This is a genomic window from Aestuariivirga sp. (assembly GCF_020252405.1).
GTDB lineage: Bacteria > Pseudomonadota > Alphaproteobacteria > Rhizobiales > Aestuariivirgaceae > Aestuariivirga.
Genome location: NZ_JADCDA010000075.1, coordinates 17,079 through 36,313 on the forward strand (window position 1 = coordinate 17,079; position 19,235 = coordinate 36,313).

Below are 19,235 nucleotides of genomic sequence, written 5' to 3' on the forward strand. Positions count from 1 at the left end.
CTCAGTTCGTCTGTTGTCCCGCAACCTGTTGCCAGAGGGCGTCGTTGATCTTGACGCCCACCTGGCCCTGCAGCGCGTTGAGATAGGCGGTGAGAATGGCGTCGGCCAGCTGCGGCTCAAGCGCGGCGGCGATGCTTTTCGCGTCGGGCGAATTGGGGTCGAAGGGCGGCAGCAGCACCGGCGCCGACTGCATCACGCGCGCGCCTTTGCCGTCAGGCTCCGCGGCGTAGGCGAAGCCGCTGTCGGGCACCGAGAACAGCGCGCGGACGGCGGCGGCCCCGAAGCCGGCGCCCGTTTCGTTGCGCTTCAGGCCCTGGGCGGTTTGCACCTCCGCATTGACTTCCCTGGCGAGGTCGTCGAGGCTGGCGCCGGACCGGGCGCGCTCCACCAGCTTCCTCGCCTTTTCCTCCGAGCCGGCCCTGACCTTTGTGGCCATGACCGCGGCGCGGGCCTGGTCCTTCACCTGGTCGAAAGGCTTGAGCGCCGCGGGCACGACTTCGCGCACCTCGTACCAGACATAGCCGTTGTCCAGCGAGATCGCGTCATTCTCGACGCCGACGTCGCTGGAGAAGCTGGCCTGCAGCACCTCCGGCGCATGCGGGATGTCGAGGGGCTTGCCCGCCTTGTCATTGCCCTGGGCATCGGCCGCCGCGATCAGGACGAAGGGAATGCCGGCCTTGGCGGCAATGTCCTCGAATTTGGTCTGGGCGGCGCGCGCGTCTTCCACAGCTTCGTAGATGGACTGGATCTGCCCGATCGCCTGCTCCATCCTGACGCGCTCCGAAAGCTGCGGCTTCACCTCCTCGAGTGTGGCCTGGTGTTCCGGCACGATCCTCACCACCTTGAGAAGCGCGGTGGACAAAGCACCCTTGACGGGCTCGCTCACCGCGCCCTCCTGCAGCGCGAAGGCGGCATCGGCAATGGCCGGGTCGATGAAGTCGGCCTTGGTTTTGTCGGCGAAGGTGGCGTCAGCCTCGGTGAGGCCGCGCTCCCTGGCCAGCGCCAGAAAATCCGCGCCGCCCGCCAGCCTGGCCCTGGCGGCGGCGGCATCGGCGAGGCTGGGGAAGGTGATCTGCAGCACGGTGCGCTTCTCGGGCGAGAAATACTCGGCCTTGTGCTTGGCATAGGCGTCGGCGAGGTCCTGGTCGGTGAGGGTGATCCTCGACACGATGTCGGCGGGTTCAACCTTCATGATGGCGATCGAGCGGTGTTCGGGCGCGGTGTAGGCGGCCGGATTGGCGTCATATTCCTTCCTGATCTCGTCGCCGGTCGGGGGCGCCACCTCGCTTTCGGCGGTGGTGACCGTGAAAAAGCGCGCATCGCGCTGCTCATTGTCATAGCGGTACTGCGCCTCGACCAGGCCGGCGCCGGCGGCCACGCCGGCGGTGGCCGTCCCGGTCAGCGCCTCGCGCAGCCTGCGCTTGCGCTCCTCCGCGAAAAAGGTCGCTTCGCTGTAGCCGTTCTGCGCCAGCGCCTGCCTGAAGCGGTCGGCGTTGAACTTGCCCGCCGCATCGAGGAAGGCCGGATTGGCCATCACGTCCTTGGCAAGGAACTGGTCTGACACGCCGAGCTTAAGCCTGGCGGCCTCGTCGTCCAGCGCCGCGCCCTGGATCAGAAATGCGAGCACGCCCTTGTCGATGCCATAGGCGCGGGCCTGCTCGGGCGTGATGCCCTGGCCGGTCTGGCGGGCAATGTCCTGCAGCCGGTCCCGAAAGGCCTTGTCATATTCCGCGGCGGTCACCTTCTGGCTGCCGACGGTGGCAAGCCCGGCGGACGAACCGAAGCGGAACACGTCAGCGATTCCCCATACGCCGAAGCTCACGGCCAGCAAGCCAATGAGGAGCTTCGCCACCCAACCCTTGGCGGCCTTGCGCATGGAATCCATCATGTCAGAACATTCCTCATAAACTGCCGAGCCTCACCGGGCGCGGCGCACTATAGGTAGGCGAACACCCCCTCGCAAGCGCGGGATGCGTCTGCTAAGAGTCTGTTTCGCAAGGGAGTGAGAGCAGTCAATCATGGCAAGCAAAGGGCCGCGGCCGCTGGTCGCCGGAAACTGGAAAATGAACGGCAGCCTGGCTATGCTGAGGGAGCCCCGCCTCCTCGCCGCCATGCTCAAGGATGTGAGGCTGAAGGCCGACGTGATGGTCTGCCCGCCGGCGATTCTCATCCGCCGGGTGAAATCGGTGCTGAAAGGCTCCAAGATCAAGGTTGGCGGCCAGGACTGCCACTGGAACGCGGCGGGCGCCCACACCGGCGACATTTCAGCGGACATGCTGAAGGAGGCGGGCTGCACTGCTGTCATCGTCGGTCATTCCGAGCGCCGCGCCAACCACGGCGAGACCGACGAGATCGTGGCCCGGAAGGCCAGGGCCGTCCAGAAAGCGGGGCTCAAGGCCATCATCTGCATCGGCGAGACGCTGGAGGAGCGGAAGGCGGGCAAGACGCTGGACGTGGTCGCCCGCCAGATCAAAGGCTCCCTGCCGCACGAGTCGGCGGCGTCGGACACGGTGATCGCCTATGAGCCGGTCTGGGCCATCGGCACGGGACTGACCCCCACCACCGCGGAAGTGGCCGAAGTGCATGCCCTGATCCGCAACGAACTGGGTGGCCTGATGAGCAATGACGGAGCGGGGGTGCGCATCCTTTATGGCGGGTCGGTGAAGCCCTCCAACGCCGGGGACCTGATGAGCCTGCCCAATGTGAATGGCGCGCTGGTTGGCGGCGCCAGCCTTAAGGCGGCTGATTTCCTGGGGATTATCAAGGTCTTCGCGTAATGTCAGAAATCCCCACTTTAACCAAGCGCAGGCTCCAGGCGCAGGTGATCGGGCCGATCTATGCCGAGATGGTGGAACAGCTCGGTCAGGAAAAGGCGGCGGCCATCCTCGACGCCGCGATCAGCAAGGCGGCGGTGGCCGAGGGGCGATATTTCGCCGGGAAAACCGGCGGCCAGACCTCCATGGCCGAATTCATCAAGCTCTACGAGCACTGGACGGCGGACGGGGCACTGGAAATGAAGGTGCTGAAGGCGGATGACACGTCCTTCGATTTTGACATCACCCGCTGCCGCTATGCCGAGACCTACAAGGAGATGGGTCTGGGCAAGATCGGTCACCTGCTGTCCTGCAACCGCGACGGGACTTTCTGCGAGGGCTATGACCCCAACATCGTCCTGGAGCGCAAGCAGACCATTATGGAAGGTGCTTCCTGCTGCACCTTCCGCTACCGCTACAAGGGAGCGGCCGGGCAGGACGTGGAGTGACTAAAAGCGGGTGTTCAGAAAATAGTCCTTGACAGCGCGCGCTCGATGTGCTAGAAAGGCGCATCATCCTGAAATCTCCTCACTCTACCCCGGCCAGCCCCTGCCGGTTGCTTTCCCCGGATGAAGCGGGTAAAGCCAGCCCGCAATTTGATCGGAAAAACCCGGAACGCCCATGGAAACCGTCATTCTCGTCATTCACCTCGTTGTTGCCCTGTCGCTGACCGGCGTGGTGTTGCTGCAGCGCTCGGAGGGCGGTGCGCTGGGAATCGGCGGTGGCGGCGGCTCGGGGGGCAATTTGTTCACGGCGCGCGGTGCCGGCAATGCGCTGACGCGGACCACGGCCTGGCTGGCGGTGGCCTTCTTCTCGACCTCGATCGCCCTCACGGTGATCGCCACCCACCGCGTGTCCGGCTCGGTGATCGACAACGTGACGCCGCCGGCCGCCACAGGCCCGGAGCAGGCCAAGCCCGTGCCAGGCGATTCCCCGGTGCTGCCCAAACTGGCGCCCGCCGCGCCGGCCCAGCCGCAGGTTCCAGTCAGCCCGTAAGGCCACGTATTTATTGATTTATCCACAAAGCCCGGAAACGCTGTTTCCGGGCTTTCCAATGTGATGTGAAGCAGATAGGGTGAAGTTCCATGGCGCGATATGTTTTCATTACCGGCGGCGTGGTTTCCTCATTGGGAAAAGGTCTTGCATCGGCCGCACTGGGCGCGCTGCTGCAGGCCCGCGGCTTCAGCGTCAGGCTCCGAAAGCTCGACCCCTATCTCAACGTCGATCCGGGCACCATGAGCCCTTACCAGCATGGCGAGGTCTTCGTCACCGATGACGGGGCCGAGACCGACCTCGACCTCGGCCATTATGAGCGCTTCACCGGACGCCACGCCAACAAGCAGGACAACATCACCACCGGCCGCATCTACCAGGAGATCATCGCCAGGGAGCGGCGCGGCGACTTCCTCGGCGGCACGGTGCAGGTGATCCCGCATGTCACCGACGCGATCAAGGACTTCATCCGCAGCGGCAACGAGGGCCATGACTTCGTACTGGTCGAGATCGGCGGCACGGTGGGCGACATCGAGGGCCTGCCTTTCTTCGAGGCGATCCGCCAGTTCGGCCAGGAACAGCCGCGCGGCGACTGCCTCTACATCCACCTCACGCTGCTGCCCTTTATTCCCACCGCGGGCGAGCTCAAGACCAAGCCCACCCAGCATTCGGTGAAGGAACTGCGTTCGATCGGCATCCAGCCCGACATCCTTCTGTGCCGGGCGGACCGCGAAATCCCGCTGACCGAGCGCCGCAAGATCGCGCTGTTCTGCAACGTACGCCCCTCGGCCGTCATCCAGGCCCTCGACGTCAAGTCGATCTACGACGTGCCGCGCGCCTATCACCATGAGGGCCTCGACAAGGAAGTGCTCGACATTTTCGGCTTCAAGGACGTGCGCGAGCCCGATCTCTCCCGCTGGGACGAGATCATGACCCGCATCACCCAGCCCGAGGGCGAAGTGAACATCGCGGTGGTGGGCAAGTACACAGGCCTTCTCGACGCCTATAAGTCGTTGCAGGAAGCCCTCGTCCATGGCGGCATCGCCAACAAGGTGAAGGTCAATCTCGACTGGATCGAGAGCGAGGTCTTCGAGAAGGAAGACCCGGGACCCTATCTCGAGGGCGTGCACGGCATCCTCGTTCCCGGCGGCTTCGGCGAGCGGGGATCCGAGGGCAAGATCAAGGCGGCGACCTTTGCGAGGATGCGGAAGGTGCCTTATTTCGGCATCTGCTTCGGCATGCAGATGGCCTGCATCGAGGCGGCGCGCTCGCTCTGCGGCATCGAGGGCGCGAGCTCAACCGAATTTGGCGAGACGGGGGAACCCGTTGTCGGCGCCATGACCGAATGGATGAACGGCAACGAGCTTGAAATCCGCAAGCGGGGCGGCGACCTCGGCGGCACCATGCGGCTCGGCGCGTTCGACGCGGAACTGAAGCCTGGCAGCAAGATTGCCGACATCTATGGGGCCACCCGCATTTCCGAGCGGCATCGTCACCGCTACGAGGTGAACACTCACTACCGCGGCCGGCTGGAAAAGGCAGGCCTGCGCTTTGCCGGCATGTCGCCCGACGGGTTGTTGCCCGAGACCGTCGAATACCCGGATCATCCGTGGTTCATCGGCGTGCAGTATCACCCGGAACTGAAATCCAAACCGTTCGATCCGCACCCGCTGTTCTCTTCCTTCATCGCGGCGGCGATCGAACAGAGCCGGCTGGTCTAGCCCGATGCGCGCGGCACGCATCCTGCTGGGGGCGCTGCTTGCGCTGTGCCTTGCGGTTTCCGCGGGCTTTGCGCTCGACCGCGCCATCATCGGCGAGACGGACCGCGCGCTGCAGCAGCTGCGCATCGACCTCGACGGCGCGGGCATGCAGCTGCGGAGGCCCAACCTCAGCGACAAGGAACTCGCCAGCCTCAAGGTCACGCTCGAAAAGATCCGAACCACGGCGGCGGACAGGTCGATCAAGCTGCTTGGTCCGCTGGGAGAGGTGACGCAGCAGCTGAACTCGCTGGGCGCCGCGCCCGCCGCCGGCCAGAAGGAGGATGAGGGCGTCGCCCAATCGCGCGCCGACCTCACGGCAACGCGTGACAGGCTGCAAAGCCTCAAGGCGCAGCTCGACGTGGTCACCGTCGAGGCCGAGCAGCTTTCGAGGTCGGTGTCGAGCATACAGCGAAACCAGTTCTTCGGCCGCATCTTCGACCGCACCCGGTCCGTGTTCAACCCGCAGCTCTGGTATGACCTGGTGGCGGGCGTGGGCGTGCTGTTCACCGGTCTGTCGCTGATGCTGCGCAACTGGTGGGCGGACGTATCGCAGACGGCGCAGCCGCTGGGGCTGCTGATGATCCCGGTTTTCGTCACTGCGTTTGCTTTTGCCTTCCGGCTTCTCAAGCGGTTCTTCGCGCGCTGGCTGACGGGCTACAAGGCTTCGGTCCGCCCCATCGACAACATGACCCGGCTGTGGATCATCCTGCGCGCCCTGATGGTGACCCTGGCGGCGCTGGCGATCCTGTTCTTGCCGATCCGCTTCGCGCTGGAGACGAGCGGCTATTTCAGCGATGCAACGCCGCGCATGGTGATGCTGTGGGAGGCGGTGCGCGACACGGTGTTCACCACCATCTTCTATTACGTGCTCGGACGGCGCATGGCGGCCCCCGGACGCCCCGAGATCCGCATTGTCAACATGGACGAACGGTCGGCCCGGCGGTTCGCCTGGCTGGTGGGCCTCACGGCCTTCGCCGCCACCTTCAACAAGCAGTTCGGCCAGATCTCGGCCGGCATGTATCTGAGCCTCAACTACACGCAGGGGCAGTCGGCGCTGGGCGCGCTCATCCTGCTGGTGCTGACGAGCCTCGTGCTGCTGGCGCTGCGCAAACAGCCGGGCCTTCCGCAGGAGGATAAGCGGCGCTTCTATTTCGGCTGGGCCACCAGGCTGGCACCCCTCGTGTGGGCGCTGATCTTCGTCGGCTTCGCGGCGCTGGCCACGGGCTATCTGGCGCTCGGCGACTACATCGCTCACCAGATCGTGCGCACCGCCATGGTCGTGACGCTGGTGTTCCTGGTCTATTACCTGCTCGACGCCATGGTGCAGGCGAGCTTCGATCCGCAGTCGAATTTCGGCACCTTCCTTCGCCGCATCACCGGGCTTGGCGAACGCGCCATCGAGCGGCTGGGCCTGATGTTCCGCACCATGGTCGATCTCGTGCTGGTGATCGTCGGCGTGCCCACCCTGCTGCTGCTGTGGACGCTGAACTGGGTCGACATGCGGGGCCTTCTCACCACCCTCTCCCTCGGCATCACCATCGGCGACGTCACCATCCTGCCGGGAACGCTCGCCATCATGCTGGCGATTCTGGTTCTCGGCGTCATCGCCACCAAGCTGTTCAACAGCTGGCTCGATCGCCGCATCCTGTCGGACACGCGGATCAAGAAAGGCGTGCAGGATTCGATCCTCACGGGATCGCGCTATATCGGATACCTCCTCGCGGGCGTCTTCGCGCTCACGGCGGCGGGCGTCGATTTCTCCAGCCTCGCCATCATCGCCGGCGCGCTCGGCCTCGGTATCGGTCTCGGCCTGCAGTCGATCATCAACAACTTCGTCTCGGGCGTCATCCTGCTGGCCGAGCGGCCGATCCGGGTGGGCGACTGGGTGTCGCTGCCGGAGGGCGAGGGCATTGTCAGGCGCATCAACGTGCGGTCGACCGAGATCGAGACCTTCGATTCCTGTTCGATCATTCTGCCGAATTCGGCTCTGGTCACCGAAGCCGTCAAGAACTGGACCCACAATGACGACATGGGCCGCTTCTCGGTCGACGTGGTGGTCGACTACGACACGGACGCCGAGGTGATGCGGAAACTGCTGCTCGACACCGCGAGGGCCCACCCCAAGGTTCTGAAGCATCCCGCCCCCGTGGTTCTGCTGACCAGCTTCGGCAAGAACGGCCTCGAATTCGTGGTCCGGGCCTTCGTCGCCGACGTGCTGACGGGCGCCCAGGTCGCAAGCGACATCCGCTTCGCTCTTTTGTCGCAATTCCGCGGCATGGGCATAACCATTGCCCAGGCCGTGCCGGTGGTGCAGGCGGCGAAGTGACGGGACATATGGACACCCAGGGCAGCAAGACCCCTCCGCAAAGCGGGCTCGACCATCTCCGCCAGCTGCTGCAGGGCTGGCATGGCTCGGCCATGGCCGAAACGTTGAATTTCCGCCTCATTGCGGTCGACGACGGCACGGCCACTTTCGAGGCCTTCCCATCGCCCAAGTTCTATAACCCGCAGATGCGCATGCATGGCGGCTATGCGGCGACGCTGATCGACTCGGCCACCGGCTGCGCGGTGCAGACCAAGCTGCCCGCCGGAACCGGCTATGGCACGATCGAGCTCAAGGTGAACTACGTCGGCAAGATCGACGCCTCGGTGACGCGCCTCATCTGCACCGGCACGGTGATCCATGCCGGCCGCATCATGCTGACGGCGGAAGCGAAGCTCACCGGCGACAACGGCAAACTCTACGCCCATGGCTCGGGCACATTCCTGGTGTATCCCACGAAATGACTCCCAACAGCATCGTCTCCGCCACCAACGTCAGTTTCAGCAACAGCCTCCCGATCTCGCTCATCGCCGGCCCCTGCCAGATGGAGAGCCGCGACCATGCCTTCATGATGGCGGAGAGGCTCAAGGAGATCTGCACCCGCCTCGGCATCGGGCTGGTCTACAAATCGAGTTTCGACAAGGCCAACCGGACCAGCCTCCAGGGCCGGCGCGGCATGGGGCTTGAAAAATCGCTCGCCGTCTTCGCCGACCTGCGCAAGGAACTGGGCCTCGCCCTGCTCACCGACGTGCATGAGAGAGGCCAGTGCGCCGAGGTGGCGACCGTGGTGGACATTCTGCAGATCCCGGCCTTCCTCTGCCGCCAGACGGACCTGCTGATCGCGGCGGCCGAAACGGGCCGGGCCGTGAACGTCAAGAAGGGCCAGTTTCTGGCGCCATGGGACATGAAGAACGTTCTGTCCAAGATCGTCGACAGCGGCAATCCCAACGTTCTGCTCACCGAACGCGGCGCGTCCTTCGGCTACAACACGCTGGTCTCCGACATGCGCGCACTGCCGGTCATGGCGGCGACCGGCGCACCGGTGATCTTCGACGCCACCCATTCGGTGCAGCAGCCGGGAGGCCAGGGCGCCTCGTCGGGCGGTGAGCGCCGCATGGTGCCGGTGCTGGCGCGCGCTGCCGTGGCCGTGGGTGTGGCCGGCGTGTTCATCGAAACCCACCAGGACCCGGACAATGCGCCCTCCGACGGCCCCAACATGGTGCCGATCGGCCAGATGGAAGGGTTGCTGCGGACGCTGATGGCGCTGGACAGGGTGGCGAAGGCGGTTTGATGCCGTCATCCCTCCCGCATCCGTCTTGCAAACGACATTCGCCCCCGCCATAACCCCTCCTTGATTTGCGCACATCAGGGGACACGGCCATGACCACCATCATCGACATCACCGCCCGGGAAATCCTCGACAGCCGCGGCAACCCGACGGTGGAAGTGGATGTGGTGCTGGAGGATGGCTCCATGGGCCGCGCCGCGGTTCCCTCTGGCGCCTCGACAGGCGCCCATGAGGCCGTGGAACTCCGTGACGGCGACAAGGCGCGCTACCTCGGCAAGGGCGTCACCCGGGCGGTGGCCGCCGTCAACGGCGAGATTTTCGACGCGCTGGCCGGCATGGAGGCCGAGGACCAGATCGCCATCGACCAGGCGATGGCCGAACTTGACGGCACGCCCAACAAGGCCCGCCTCGGCGCCAATGCCATTCTCGGCGTCTCGCTCAGCGTGGCCAAGGCTGCGGCGGATGCGGCGGGCCTTCCGCTCTACCGCTATGTGGGCGGTGCGGGCGCCCGCGTGCTTCCCGTCCCGATGATGAACATCATCAATGGCGGCGCGCACGCCGACAACCCGATCGACTTCCAGGAATTCATGATCATGCCGGTGGGGGCGGAAAGCTTCCGCGAGGGCCTGCGCATGGGTGCGGAAATCTTCCACACGCTGAAGGCTGCGCTGAAGAAGGCCGGCCACAACACCAACGTCGGCGACGAGGGCGGTTTTGCCCCCAACCTGCCGTCGGCTGAGGCGGCACTCGACTTCGTGATGAAGGCGGTGGAGCAGGCGGGCTACAAGCCGCGCCAGGACGTCTACCTTGCGCTCGACTGTGCCGCGACAGAGTTCTTCAAGAACGGTGCCTATGACTATGAGGGCGAGGGCAAGAAGCGCCCGGTCACCGAGCAGGCGGAATATCTCGCCGGGCTCGCCAGGGCCTATCCGATCTTCTCGATCGAGGATGGCATGGCGGAAGACGACTGGGACGGCTGGAAGCAGGTGACCGACCTGATCGGCAAGACCCACCAGCTGGTGGGCGACGACCTCTTCGTCACCAACACCAAGCGCCTGAAAAAGGGCATTTCCGAAGGGATCGCCAATTCGATCCTCGTCAAGGTGAACCAGATCGGCTCGCTCACCGAGACGCTGGAAGCCGTCGGGATGGCGCACAAGGCCGGCTATTCCGCAGTCATGTCGCACCGTTCGGGCGAAACCGAGGATTCGACGATCGCGGACCTTGCTGTTGCCACAAACTGCGGTCAGATCAAGACGGGCTCGCTGGCGCGCTCGGACCGGCTGGCCAAATACAATCAGCTTCTTCGCATCGAAGAGGAACTGGGGTCGCAGGCGGCATATGCGGGACGTTCAATCCTCAAAACCTAGTTCGGTGAAGCTCAGCAATTTCCAGATCGTCATCACGAGCTTCGCGGCGGTGGCCAGCGTGGGCCTTGCCGCCTATCAGACCTTCGCGCCCCGCGAGGCGGCGCAACCGCCGGTGAACGTGGTGGTGACGGTCGATCCGCAAAAGGCGGATGCGATCGTTCCCAACGAGACGGTGGCAAAGTCGGACGCCCCGAAGCTCGCGACCGAAACCGTGAACCTCGCCGACGGTGCACGCTTTGCCGCCGCGCTCAAGGACGGCAGCGACGCACGCTATGCCTTCGCCAGCCTGTTCGACGCGCAGGACGACACCTTCCTCGCCATCAACCCGCCCGACACCGAGATCAACGTGCTCGTGCTGTTCAAGGGCGATACGGCGCAAGAGGTGACGGCGCTGGAATACACGCCGCCCGCCGGCGTGGACCCCGCTTCGATGGCCAGGGCCGTGGATGTGATGGTGCTGCCGGAGGGCGAGCTTGGCGCCTCGGGACGCCCGGTGATGAGCTTCGAACTGCCGCAATCGGGTGAAGCCCGCACCTTCGCCATTCCCGGCGGCGAGGCCGGCAAGGGCCTGTGGCTGCGCGTCGCCAGCGCGGCAGGCGGGGCCAAGAGCTATGTCGGCGATTTCCGGATCCTAAGCGAGCAGGTGGCGCCTTAAGCCTTCGAATTCCTGACCGCGAAGATGCCGGCCGCGATGATGATGACGGTGCCGGTCACCGTCGTCCAGCGCGGGATTTCCGCGAAGAACAGGAAGCCCCAGAGCGGCACCCAGAACATGCCGGTATATTCGAACACCGTGACAAGATTGGCCCGCGCCAGACGATAGGCGTGGGTGAGCAGCGTCATGCCCAGCGCGGCGATGACGCCGCACAGGCCCATGAGAAGGAGATCGCGCAGGTCCGGCACGGCCCAGGGCCTGACCAGGAATTCGAGGCTCGGATGCGCGGCATGGGTGACGCCAAGCAGGTGGAAGGCGAGGGCGACGCCCGCCGCAGCCACCATGTAGACGGCGTTGACGTAGAAGGCCATGACGGTGGTGGGCTCATCCGCGCTGTAGCGCCGCGCCAGCACCATGGAAAGCGCATAGGCCGCGGCGCTGAACAGGCTCAGCAGGGCTGCCGGCTCAAACAGGCCAGTGCCCGGGCGCAGAATGATGAGCACGCCCACGAAGCCCGCGATCACCGCCCCCCAGGCCTTGAGCGTCACCTTCTCGCGCAGGAAAAGCGCGGCGAGGATGGTGACGAAAATCGGCGAGGTGAAGAACAGCGCCACCGCCTCGGCCAGCGGCAGCGCCGGGAAGGCCATGTAATAGGTGGTGTAGGAGGTGAGGAGGATCAGGCCGCGCGCCACGAGCAGTTTCCAGTTTTTCGTGCGCAGCGCCTGCGGCCCCTTCTCGGCCCACACCATGGCGAAGAGGATGGGAAGCCCCACGACGGAGCGCAGCATGATGGCCAGCGTCACCGCATGGCTGCCGCTCAGACCCTTAAGGATCGCATCCTGGGCGGAGAACACCAGCACACCGGCGCAGAGCGAGACAACGCCCACGAGGTTGCGGTTCATGGCGGGGGAGGGCTGAGTCATGCACCCACCTTGGCGGGCAGCGGGGGCGGCTGCCAGCCGGGGCGCGGCATTTCAGGTCTGCTTGCGGCGTTTGGCGCCATTCCGCGGCGGCGGTGAGTGGCCGGATGCCCCTGACCACGCCCTTCTGCCGCACCAACGGGTCATGCTCAGGCTCTCGATCTGGGGCATGGCGGCGAACGCGACGGTCTTCATGCCCGTCGTTCCCCCGAAAAGATGTAAAGCCCGGAGCCGATGATGAGCGCAGCACCCGCCCAGGTCCACAGGTCCGGCCAGTCGCCCCAGATGACGAAGCCAAAAAACGTCGCCCATATCAGCGATGAATAGGAGAAGGGGGCCACAACGGAGGCGGGCGCCGCGCGGAAGGCGCGGATGAGGAACAAATGGCCGAGGCCACCTGCGACGCCGGTGCCCACCAGCAGCAGCCAGTCGAAGCCGGTGGGCCAGGACCAGAACCACGGCGCCAGAACGCTGGTCACCGCCGCACCAGCCGTGGCGGTGTAGAGGAGGGAGGTCAGCGGGTCGTCACCGCGCACGCGCCGCGTGAGGATTTGGTAGTTGGCATTGAGCATGGCGGCGGCGAGCAGGAACAGCACGCCGGCGCCATGGGCCCCCATGTCCTCCTGCCAGGGCCTGACCACGATCACGACGCCGAGGAAGCCCAGGAGCACGCCGGTCCAGCGCCGCAGCCCCACCTTCTCGCCCAGCAGCGGGATGGCCAGCACCGTCACCAGCACCGGGTTGAGGAACATGATGGTGGTGGCGGTGGCCAGCGGCACGGTGCGAATGCCGGCGTTGAACATTCCGGTCGTCAACATCAGGAACACCGAGCGCAGCAGTTGCTGCTTCGGGTGGCCGCTGACGGCAAGCTGGCCGATGCGCGGTCCGCAGGCAATGATCGCGACCACCGTGGCGAAGAAGAAGCGCGCCCAGGTGACCTGCACCAGCGAATAGGTCTCCATCAGGTACTTCATCATCGTATCGAGCGCGATGAAGCAGAACATGGTGGCGAGCATCCACAAAATGCCGCGCGTCCGGTTCTCCCTCAGGTCAGGCGCCATCAGAACTCCGGCGGCACGCCCGTTCCGGTCCGCCCGCCGGAGCGGGCGAAAAGGGGGCAGACCGGGCGACGGCGGCAGTGCGGGCCATCAGGCGATCTTGCCGCCGAGCTCGTCCTCGATGTGGACGCGGATGATGTCCTCGAAGCTGTTCTCGGCCTCGAAGCCCAGTTCACGGCCGCGTCTCGCCTCGAAATTCCGGGGCCAGCCGGCGACGATCTTCATGATGGACTCGTCAGGCTCACGCCTGATGCGCGCCACCACCGTGTCGCCCGCCACCTTGCGCAGCGCCGCGATCTGTTCGCCCACCGTGCAGGAGACGCCGGGCAGCGTGATGTTGCGCCGCGCCCCCAGCTTCGCGGTATCCATGGCCGCCGCATGAATCAGGAAACCGGCGGCGGCGCGAGGCGACGCGTGCCAGTGGCGCACATCCTCCGGCACGGGAAGGACGGCTTCCTGCCCCGCCAGCGGTTCGCGGATGATGTTGGAGAAGAAGCCCGAGGCCGCCAGGTTCGGCTTGCCCGGGCGCACGCAGATCGTCGGGAAACGCAGCCCCACCCCATCGAAGAAGCCGCGGCGCGAATAATCCGCCAGCAGCAATTCGCAGATGGTCTTCTGCGTGCCGTAGCTGGTCAGCGGCGTGTTGAAGAATTCGTCCGGAATGGCGTCCGGGAAGGGCGCGCCGAACACCGCGATGGACGAGGTGAAGATGACCCTGGGCCTGTAGCCGCCGCTCGCCTTGCGGATCGCCTCAAACAAACAGCGCGTGCCGTCGAGATTGATGCGGTAACCCTTCGCGAAATCGGCCTCGGCCTCGCCCGAGACGATGGCCGCGAGATGGAAGATCACGCCGGGCCTCAGCGCCACCAGTTTCTCCGCCTCGCCCGGTGTCGAAAGGTCGCCGATCAAGGTTTCGACGGGAAAGGCGGAGGCAGGCGGGGGCGGCGGCAGCACCACGTCATGCCGGATGATCCTTGAGATGGGCGTATTGCCAAGCGTGCCGTCCTTCGCCAGGCGGTTGATCAGTTTGACGCCGACCATGCCGCCGCCGCCGATGACCAGAATGCTCATTTGGCTTCTCCCCGTAAGGTTCGCGACAATGGCGGAGTTCCGGCGGGGGAACAAGGGCTTGGGAGGCGGGGCGAGGATGCGGAGAGGGCATGGCGGCCGGTGCGGGACGTGCCGAAAGGAGGTGAATTCCGCCCTGACTTCTTCCATCATACGCCCCGCTCACAAGACGGACTCATCATGACCCTTCCCTCGCATGCGCAATATGTGGTGATCGGCGGCGGCATCATCGGCTGCTCGACTGCCTATCACCTCGCCCGGGACCACAAGGCCAACGTGGTGCTGCTGGAGCAGAACAGGCTCACCTCCGGCTCCACCTGGCATGCGGCTGGCCTCGTGGGCCAGCTCCGCTCTTCGGCCTCGATCACCCAGATGCTGAAATATTCGGTCGATCTCTATAAGCGGCTTGATGCCGAGACGGGACTTGCCACCGGCTGGAAGATGACCGGCTGCCTCAGGCTGGCCACCAATGACGACCGCTGGACCGAGTTCAAGCGGCTTGCCACCACCGCGCAAAGCTTCGGCATGGAAATGCATCTGATCTCGCCGGAGGAGGTCAGGAAGATGTGGCCGCTGATGGATGTGTCCGATCTCATCGGCGCATCGTGGCTGCCGACGGACGGGCAGGCCTCTCCCTCCGACATCGCGCAGTCGCTCGCCAGGGGGGCGCGCATGCATGGTGCGAGGATCGTCGAGGGCTGCCGCGCCGAGGGCTTCGAAATCAAGGATGGCCGGGTGACCGCGATCCGCACCAGCCAGGGTGTGATCGCCTGCGAGACGGTGATCAACTGCGGCGGCCAGTGGGCCCGCCAGATCGGGGCCATGGCGGGCGTCTGCGTGCCGCTGCAGCCGGTGAGACATCAATACGTCATCACTGAAAAGGTGGGCGGGCTCAGCCCCGATGCCGCCACGCTGCGCGATCCGGACCGGCGCACTTACTTCAAGGAGGAGGTCGGTGGCCTCGTCTTCGGCGGCTATGAGCCGAACCCGGTCCCGTGGACCAACGGCGACGTGCCGGGCGATTTCGAATTCCAGCTCTTCGAGGATGACTGGGACCACTTCGAACAGCACATGGGCGCGGCGTTGGCGCGCGTGCCGGCTCTCGCCGGGACCGGCATCAAGAAGATGATCAACGGGCCCGAAAGCTTCACGCCCGACGGCAACTTCATCCTCGGCCAGGCGCAGGAGCTGAAGAATTTCTATGTCGGCGCGGGGTTCAATGCCTTCGGCATTGCATCGGGCGGCGGCGCGGGCTGGGTGCTGGCGGAATGGGCGGCGAAGGGCGAAGCGCCGATGGACCTATGGGTCGTCGACATCCGCCGCTTCTCGGACCTGCACAAGGACCGCGCCTGGACCTGCGAAAGAACACTTGAGGCCTATGGCAAGCATTACACGGTGGTCTTCCCGCATGAGGAATACCAGAGCGGCCGCCCGCGCATCGTCTCGCCGCTCTATGAGCGGCTGAAAAAGCTCAATGCCTGCTTCGGCTCGAAGCTCGGCTGGGAGCGGCCCAACTGGTTCGCACCGCCGGGCGTGGAGCCCAGGGACGTCTATTCCATGGGCCGTCAGAACTGGTTTGCCCATGTGGGCGAGGAGCACCGCGCGGTGCGCGAGCGCGCGGGGCTGTTCGACCAGTCGTCCTTCGCCAAGTTCGAACTGAAGGGCAGGAGTGCCGCGGAGGCCATCTCCTTCATTGCGGCCAACCGCGTGGCGCGGGGGCCCGGCAAGCTCACCTATACCCAGATGCTCAACAGCCGCGGCGGCATCGAGTGCGACCTGACGGTGGCGCAGCTGGCGGAGGATCATTTCTACATCGTCACCGGCACCGGCTTCCGCACCCACGACTATGCGTGGATCAGGGAGCACATCAAGCCGGGCCTCGACGCGACGCTCACCGACGTCACCGGGCAGTGGGGGACACTCTCGCTCATGGGCCCGGCATCCCGCGCCATCCTTGCGGCGGTCACCGATGCCGATGTCGGCAATGCGGCCTTCCCCTTCGGCGCGGTGCGCGAAATCGCCATTGCGGGGGCGCAGGTGCGGGCGCTGCGCGTCACCTATGTGGGCGAGCTCGGCTGGGAGCTGCATGTGCCGGTCGCCGCGGCGGGCGGCGTGTTCGATGCGCTGATGGCGGCCGGGCGCCGGCACGGCATTGTGCCCGCCGGTTACCGCGCCATCGAATCGCTGCGCCTCGAGAAGGGCTATCGCGCCTGGGGAGCGGACATCACGCCCAATGACTCGCCCTTCCATGCCGGGCTCGGCTGGGCGGTGAAGCTCAAGTCCGGCGAGGATTTCATCGGCCGCGCCGCATCCGGGGCCATTGCGGCGAAGCGCCTGGCGAAGATGCTTGCAGGCTTCACGACCGAGCGCGAGGACGTGGTGCTGGCGGGGCGCGAAACCATCCTCCGCGACGGCCAGTTTGCGGGCTATCTCACCAGCGGCGGCTATGGCTATACGGTGGGCCGGCCCGTGGGCTATGGCTATGTGCGCCGCGCCGAGGGGGTGGACCAGGCCTATCTCCGGTCAGGCCGCTATGAGCTGGTGGTGGCGAACCAGGTGGTGGCCGCCCGCATCCACCTGGGGGCGCTGCATGATCCGGCGAATCTGAGGGTCAGGGGCTGACGGGAGCTTGCGGAGCGGGGATGCAGCCGATAAAACCGCGGCAGCATTAATTCGAGTTCAATTGCTTTCTGACAGGCAATCCCTCACAAGCGGCGGGCCATCGTTAATATGTGCTTAGCGTTTGCCCGCCAATTTGGTACGACAAAGCCGTGATTTCCAGACCCGACGAGAGGACCATGATGCTTTCCCGCCGCGCAGTTCTGACTGGAGCGTCCGCAGCCCTGCTGGCGGTTCCCCTGTCCACTGCGGCCCTTCCGCAGTCCACTGATGACGATCCCTATCCGCTGCCGCCCTTCGACTATTCGAAGCTGCCGGCGGCCTTCCGCCCCGCAACCGTGGCCTACACCGGCCGCCAGTGGCCGGGCACCATCATCGTCGATACGCCCAACCGCCAGATCTACCTCGTGCAGGAGGGCGGCCAGGCGCTGCGCTGGGGCTGTGCCGTCGGCAAGGATGGTTTCCGCTGGGCGGGTCTTGCCGACATCGGCCGCAAGGTCATGTGGCCGCGCTGGACTCCGCCTAAGGAAATGATCGCCCGCGTGCCGGAGAAGGCCAAATGGGCCAATGGCATGCCCGGCGGCCCGGACAATCCGCTGGGGGCGCGCGCGCTTTACCTCTTCCAGAACGGTCAGGACACGCTCTACCGCATCCATGGCACGACCGACCCGATGTCGATCGGCCACAACGCCTCGTCCGGCTGCATCCGCATGGTCAACCAGGATGTTGAGGAACTTTACCGCCGCGTTCCCATCGGCACCCGCGTCGTGGTGCTGGCGGAAGGAGTCTGACGCAATGGGCCTGGCCCGCGGAATGTCCGGCCTGTTGCTGGCGGCGGCGGCTTTGTCGCTTGCCGCCTGCGCGTCGGGCACGACCACGCCCGATCTGGCGCCAGTCACCACGGCGCCCGTGGCGCCCGCTCCGGGGCCGCTGCCGGTGGGCAACGCTCTCACCGCGGCGCAGATCACCAATGCGCTGGCGGAGCGCAAATTCACCTATGCCGCGCCCAGCATGAAGGGCACCGTGTCCTTCTTCAGGGACGGCACATTCGAATATGATCAGGCGGGCAGGGGCGTTGGAACCGGCATCTGGCAGGCTTCCGATGGCAAGCTGTGCCAGGCGCGCAACCCCACGAGCTGGCTTCCCAAGGGCACGCCCTCGACCTGCCAGCCCATCACCTCCGACGGCATGCGGCTGACAGCCGGCCAGGTCCAGTTCACGCCGCTTTAGCGCATGTTCACGTCAGGCGCACTTACCTGACCGGGAAGAACATGCGCCACCTTAAAAGCTTGGGCATGACCTTTCCGCGGAAGTGAGTTCCACTTTTGCGCTTCATGCTCCGTGCACGGACCTTCGTGCACGGACCTCCGTGCGCGGCGTTTTCGTTTGCCGCCGCCCGGACAGGCGGGCTTGATTTTTAGAGGCAATTCTCCGGATTCATCTTTCGTAAGCCATTTCCTGCGATTCTTGCTTTCCAAATCGCTAATGTCATCGCCGGAGACCCACCATGAAAACGCTGCTTCTCGCATCCTGCGCCACTCTGATGTTCGCCGGCTGGGCGGGGGGCGCGCGGGCGGGCGACCTCGGGCTTGCCGGGTCCACCTATGACTGGTCAGGCGGCTATGTGGGCGTCAACGCCGGCGCCGCCCTCGACAGCAGCGAGTTCAGCTCCAACTACCGCTATACCGGCTCGGACAGCCTTACCGCAGACGAGCGGACGCTGATCGACAATTTCGGCTTCAGCGACACGGCGGACGACCTGTGGTTTTCCGGCGGCTTTCTGGCGGGCTACAATTGGCAGTATTCCAGCTTCGTGCTGGGCGCCGAGGCTGACGTCAACTACATCGGCTTCAACGGCTCCGTGAGGCATGACGTCGGCGACGCCATCAGCGAGGTTATGGCGCCCGAGAACGCCTCGGGCACGGACAAGATCGACTACACCGCCGACTGGTTCGGAACGGCGCGTGCGCGTTTGGGCTATGCCATGAACGACGTGCTGATCTATGGCACCGGCGGCCTGGCCTGGGGGCAAATGAAGATCAAGCAATCGCTTGAAGCCACCAATGGCGACGGCGAAACGCTCAGCTGGGCGAGCGAGACAGACGGCTACAGGGCCGGCTGGACACTGGGCGGCGGCATCGAATATGGCGCCGGGCGCTGGCTGCTCGGCGCCGAATATCTCTACGTCAACCTTGGCAGCTACAGCTGGGGCGGTTCGGGCAACGTCGACCTCGCCGACCCAACGCTCGACGACATCTTCGACAATGTGAGGCAAACCGGCAACGCCGACTATGCCTTCAGCGTGGCGCGCGCCACGCTCAAATACCGGTTCTGAGCGGACGCGTGCCGGCTCAGGAAGGGAAACCAT

The 19,235-nt window shown here is 65.4% G+C and carries 17 protein-coding genes; 13 read left to right on the forward strand and 4 right to left on the reverse strand.

What is annotated here, in order from left to right:
• Nucleotide 1 precedes the first annotated feature (1 nt).
• Nucleotides 2-1,888: a peptidylprolyl isomerase gene (locus tag IOC69_RS11280; RefSeq protein WP_290543652.1), complete on the reverse strand. Its 1,887-nt coding sequence runs from the start codon at nt 1,886-1,888 to the stop codon at nt 2-4.
• A gap of 130 nt (nt 1,889-2,018) precedes the next feature.
• Here IOC69_RS11280 and tpiA point away from each other — a divergent pair, with 130 nt between their 5' ends.
• From tpiA to IOC69_RS11325, 9 genes are all read left to right on the forward strand, one after another.
• Nucleotides 2,019-2,777 carry a triose-phosphate isomerase gene (gene tpiA / locus IOC69_RS11285; protein ID WP_290543653.1) on the forward strand — a complete coding sequence of 253 codons (759 nt, stop codon included), beginning with the start codon at nt 2,019-2,021 and terminating at the stop codon, nt 2,775-2,777.
• The gene (locus IOC69_RS11290; protein WP_290543654.1) at nt 2,777-3,262 is read left to right on the forward strand and encodes an L-2-amino-thiazoline-4-carboxylic acid hydrolase; all 486 of its coding nucleotides are present in this window, start codon (nt 2,777-2,779) and stop codon (nt 3,260-3,262) included. The genes tpiA and IOC69_RS11290 overlap by 1 nt, the downstream gene beginning before the upstream one ends.
• A 172-nt stretch (nt 3,263-3,434) precedes the next feature.
• A complete protein-coding gene (secG, locus tag IOC69_RS11295; protein WP_290543655.1) occupies nt 3,435-3,809 on the forward strand; it encodes a preprotein translocase subunit SecG in 375 nt (124 codons plus the stop codon).
• Nucleotides 3,810-3,898: 89 nt separating this feature from the next.
• Nucleotides 3,899-5,527, forward strand: coding sequence for a CTP synthase (locus IOC69_RS11300; RefSeq protein WP_290543656.1), 1,629 nt, complete (start codon nt 3,899-3,901; stop codon nt 5,525-5,527).
• Nucleotides 5,528-5,531: 4 nt separating this feature from the next.
• The gene (locus tag IOC69_RS11305; RefSeq protein WP_290543657.1) at nt 5,532-7,892 is read left to right on the forward strand and encodes a DUF3772 domain-containing protein; all 2,361 of its coding nucleotides are present in this window, start codon (nt 5,532-5,534) and stop codon (nt 7,890-7,892) included.
• The gene (locus tag IOC69_RS11310; protein WP_290543658.1) at nt 7,889-8,353 is read left to right on the forward strand and encodes a PaaI family thioesterase; all 465 of its coding nucleotides are present in this window, start codon (nt 7,889-7,891) and stop codon (nt 8,351-8,353) included. Before IOC69_RS11305 ends, IOC69_RS11310 begins: the two co-directional genes overlap by 4 nt.
• Nucleotides 8,350-9,180, forward strand: coding sequence for a 3-deoxy-8-phosphooctulonate synthase (kdsA, locus tag IOC69_RS11315; RefSeq protein WP_290543659.1), 831 nt, complete (start codon nt 8,350-8,352; stop codon nt 9,178-9,180). The genes IOC69_RS11310 and kdsA overlap by 4 nt, the downstream gene beginning before the upstream one ends.
• Nucleotides 9,181-9,269: 89 nt before the next feature.
• Entirely contained in the window at nt 9,270-10,547 is a 1,278-nt protein-coding gene (gene eno / locus IOC69_RS11320) for a phosphopyruvate hydratase (RefSeq protein ID WP_290543660.1), read from the forward strand.
• A 4-nt stretch (nt 10,548-10,551) separates the two neighbouring features.
• Complete coding sequence (locus IOC69_RS11325) at nt 10,552-11,202, forward strand: hypothetical protein (RefSeq protein WP_290543661.1); 651 nt, start codon at nt 10,552-10,554, stop codon at nt 11,200-11,202.
• Here the strand turns inward: IOC69_RS11325 and IOC69_RS11330 are convergent.
• The 3 genes from IOC69_RS11330 to denD form a co-directional block, all read right to left on the reverse strand.
• Complete coding sequence (locus IOC69_RS11330; protein WP_290543662.1) at nt 11,199-12,125, reverse strand: DMT family transporter; 927 nt, start codon at nt 12,123-12,125, stop codon at nt 11,199-11,201. The two genes, IOC69_RS11325 and IOC69_RS11330, sit on opposite strands and share 4 nt — an antisense overlap.
• Before the next feature lie 188 nt (nt 12,126-12,313).
• A complete protein-coding gene (locus IOC69_RS11335; RefSeq protein ID WP_290543663.1) occupies nt 12,314-13,183 on the reverse strand; it encodes a DMT family transporter in 870 nt (289 codons plus the stop codon).
• An 87-nt stretch (nt 13,184-13,270) separates the two neighbouring features.
• Complete coding sequence (gene denD / locus IOC69_RS11340; RefSeq protein WP_290543664.1) at nt 13,271-14,251, reverse strand: D-erythronate dehydrogenase; 981 nt, start codon at nt 14,249-14,251, stop codon at nt 13,271-13,273.
• A 177-nt stretch (nt 14,252-14,428) separates the two neighbouring features.
• Between denD and IOC69_RS11345 the strand changes: the two genes are divergently transcribed.
• The 4 genes from IOC69_RS11345 to IOC69_RS11360 all read left to right on the forward strand — a co-directional run bounded on the left by IOC69_RS11345 (nt 14,429) and on the right by IOC69_RS11360 (nt 19,202).
• A complete protein-coding gene (locus IOC69_RS11345; RefSeq protein ID WP_290543665.1) occupies nt 14,429-16,870 on the forward strand; it encodes an FAD-dependent oxidoreductase in 2,442 nt (813 codons plus the stop codon).
• A 176-nt stretch (nt 16,871-17,046) separates the two neighbouring features.
• Complete coding sequence (locus IOC69_RS11350) at nt 17,047-17,658, forward strand: L,D-transpeptidase (protein ID WP_290543666.1); 612 nt, start codon at nt 17,047-17,049, stop codon at nt 17,656-17,658.
• Nucleotides 17,659-17,662: 4 nt separating this feature from the next.
• Nucleotides 17,663-18,097: a hypothetical protein gene (locus IOC69_RS11355; protein ID WP_290543667.1), complete on the forward strand. Its 435-nt coding sequence runs from the start codon at nt 17,663-17,665 to the stop codon at nt 18,095-18,097.
• 277 nt (nt 18,098-18,374) lie between these two features.
• Entirely contained in the window at nt 18,375-19,202 is an 828-nt protein-coding gene (locus tag IOC69_RS11360; RefSeq protein WP_290543668.1) for a hypothetical protein, read from the forward strand.
• Nucleotides 19,203-19,235 lie beyond the last annotated feature (33 nt).

Coding starts and splice junctions, on each gene's coding strand:
- IOC69_RS11280 (WP_290543652.1), bottom strand. CDS start 1,888: ATGATGGATTCCATGCGCAAGGCCGCCAAGGGTTGGGTGGCGAAGCTC.
- tpiA (WP_290543653.1), top strand. CDS start 2,019: ATGGCAAGCAAAGGGCCGCGGCCGCTGGTCGCCGGAAACTGGAAAATG.
- IOC69_RS11290 (WP_290543654.1), top strand. CDS start 2,777: ATGTCAGAAATCCCCACTTTAACCAAGCGCAGGCTCCAGGCGCAGGTG.
- secG (WP_290543655.1), top strand. CDS start 3,435: ATGGAAACCGTCATTCTCGTCATTCACCTCGTTGTTGCCCTGTCGCTG.
- IOC69_RS11300 (WP_290543656.1), top strand. CDS start 3,899: ATGGCGCGATATGTTTTCATTACCGGCGGCGTGGTTTCCTCATTGGGA.
- IOC69_RS11305 (WP_290543657.1), top strand. CDS start 5,532: ATGCGCGCGGCACGCATCCTGCTGGGGGCGCTGCTTGCGCTGTGCCTT.
- kdsA (WP_290543659.1), top strand. CDS start 8,350: ATGACTCCCAACAGCATCGTCTCCGCCACCAACGTCAGTTTCAGCAAC.
- eno (WP_290543660.1), top strand. CDS start 9,270: ATGACCACCATCATCGACATCACCGCCCGGGAAATCCTCGACAGCCGC.
- IOC69_RS11330 (WP_290543662.1), bottom strand. CDS start 12,125: ATGACTCAGCCCTCCCCCGCCATGAACCGCAACCTCGTGGGCGTTGTC.
- IOC69_RS11335 (WP_290543663.1), bottom strand. CDS start 13,183: ATGGCGCCTGACCTGAGGGAGAACCGGACGCGCGGCATTTTGTGGATG.
- denD (WP_290543664.1), bottom strand. CDS start 14,251: ATGAGCATTCTGGTCATCGGCGGCGGCGGCATGGTCGGCGTCAAACTG.
- IOC69_RS11345 (WP_290543665.1), top strand. CDS start 14,429: ATGACCCTTCCCTCGCATGCGCAATATGTGGTGATCGGCGGCGGCATC.
- IOC69_RS11350 (WP_290543666.1), top strand. CDS start 17,047: ATGATGCTTTCCCGCCGCGCAGTTCTGACTGGAGCGTCCGCAGCCCTG.
- IOC69_RS11355 (WP_290543667.1), top strand. CDS start 17,663: ATGGGCCTGGCCCGCGGAATGTCCGGCCTGTTGCTGGCGGCGGCGGCT.
- IOC69_RS11360 (WP_290543668.1), top strand. CDS start 18,375: ATGAAAACGCTGCTTCTCGCATCCTGCGCCACTCTGATGTTCGCCGGC.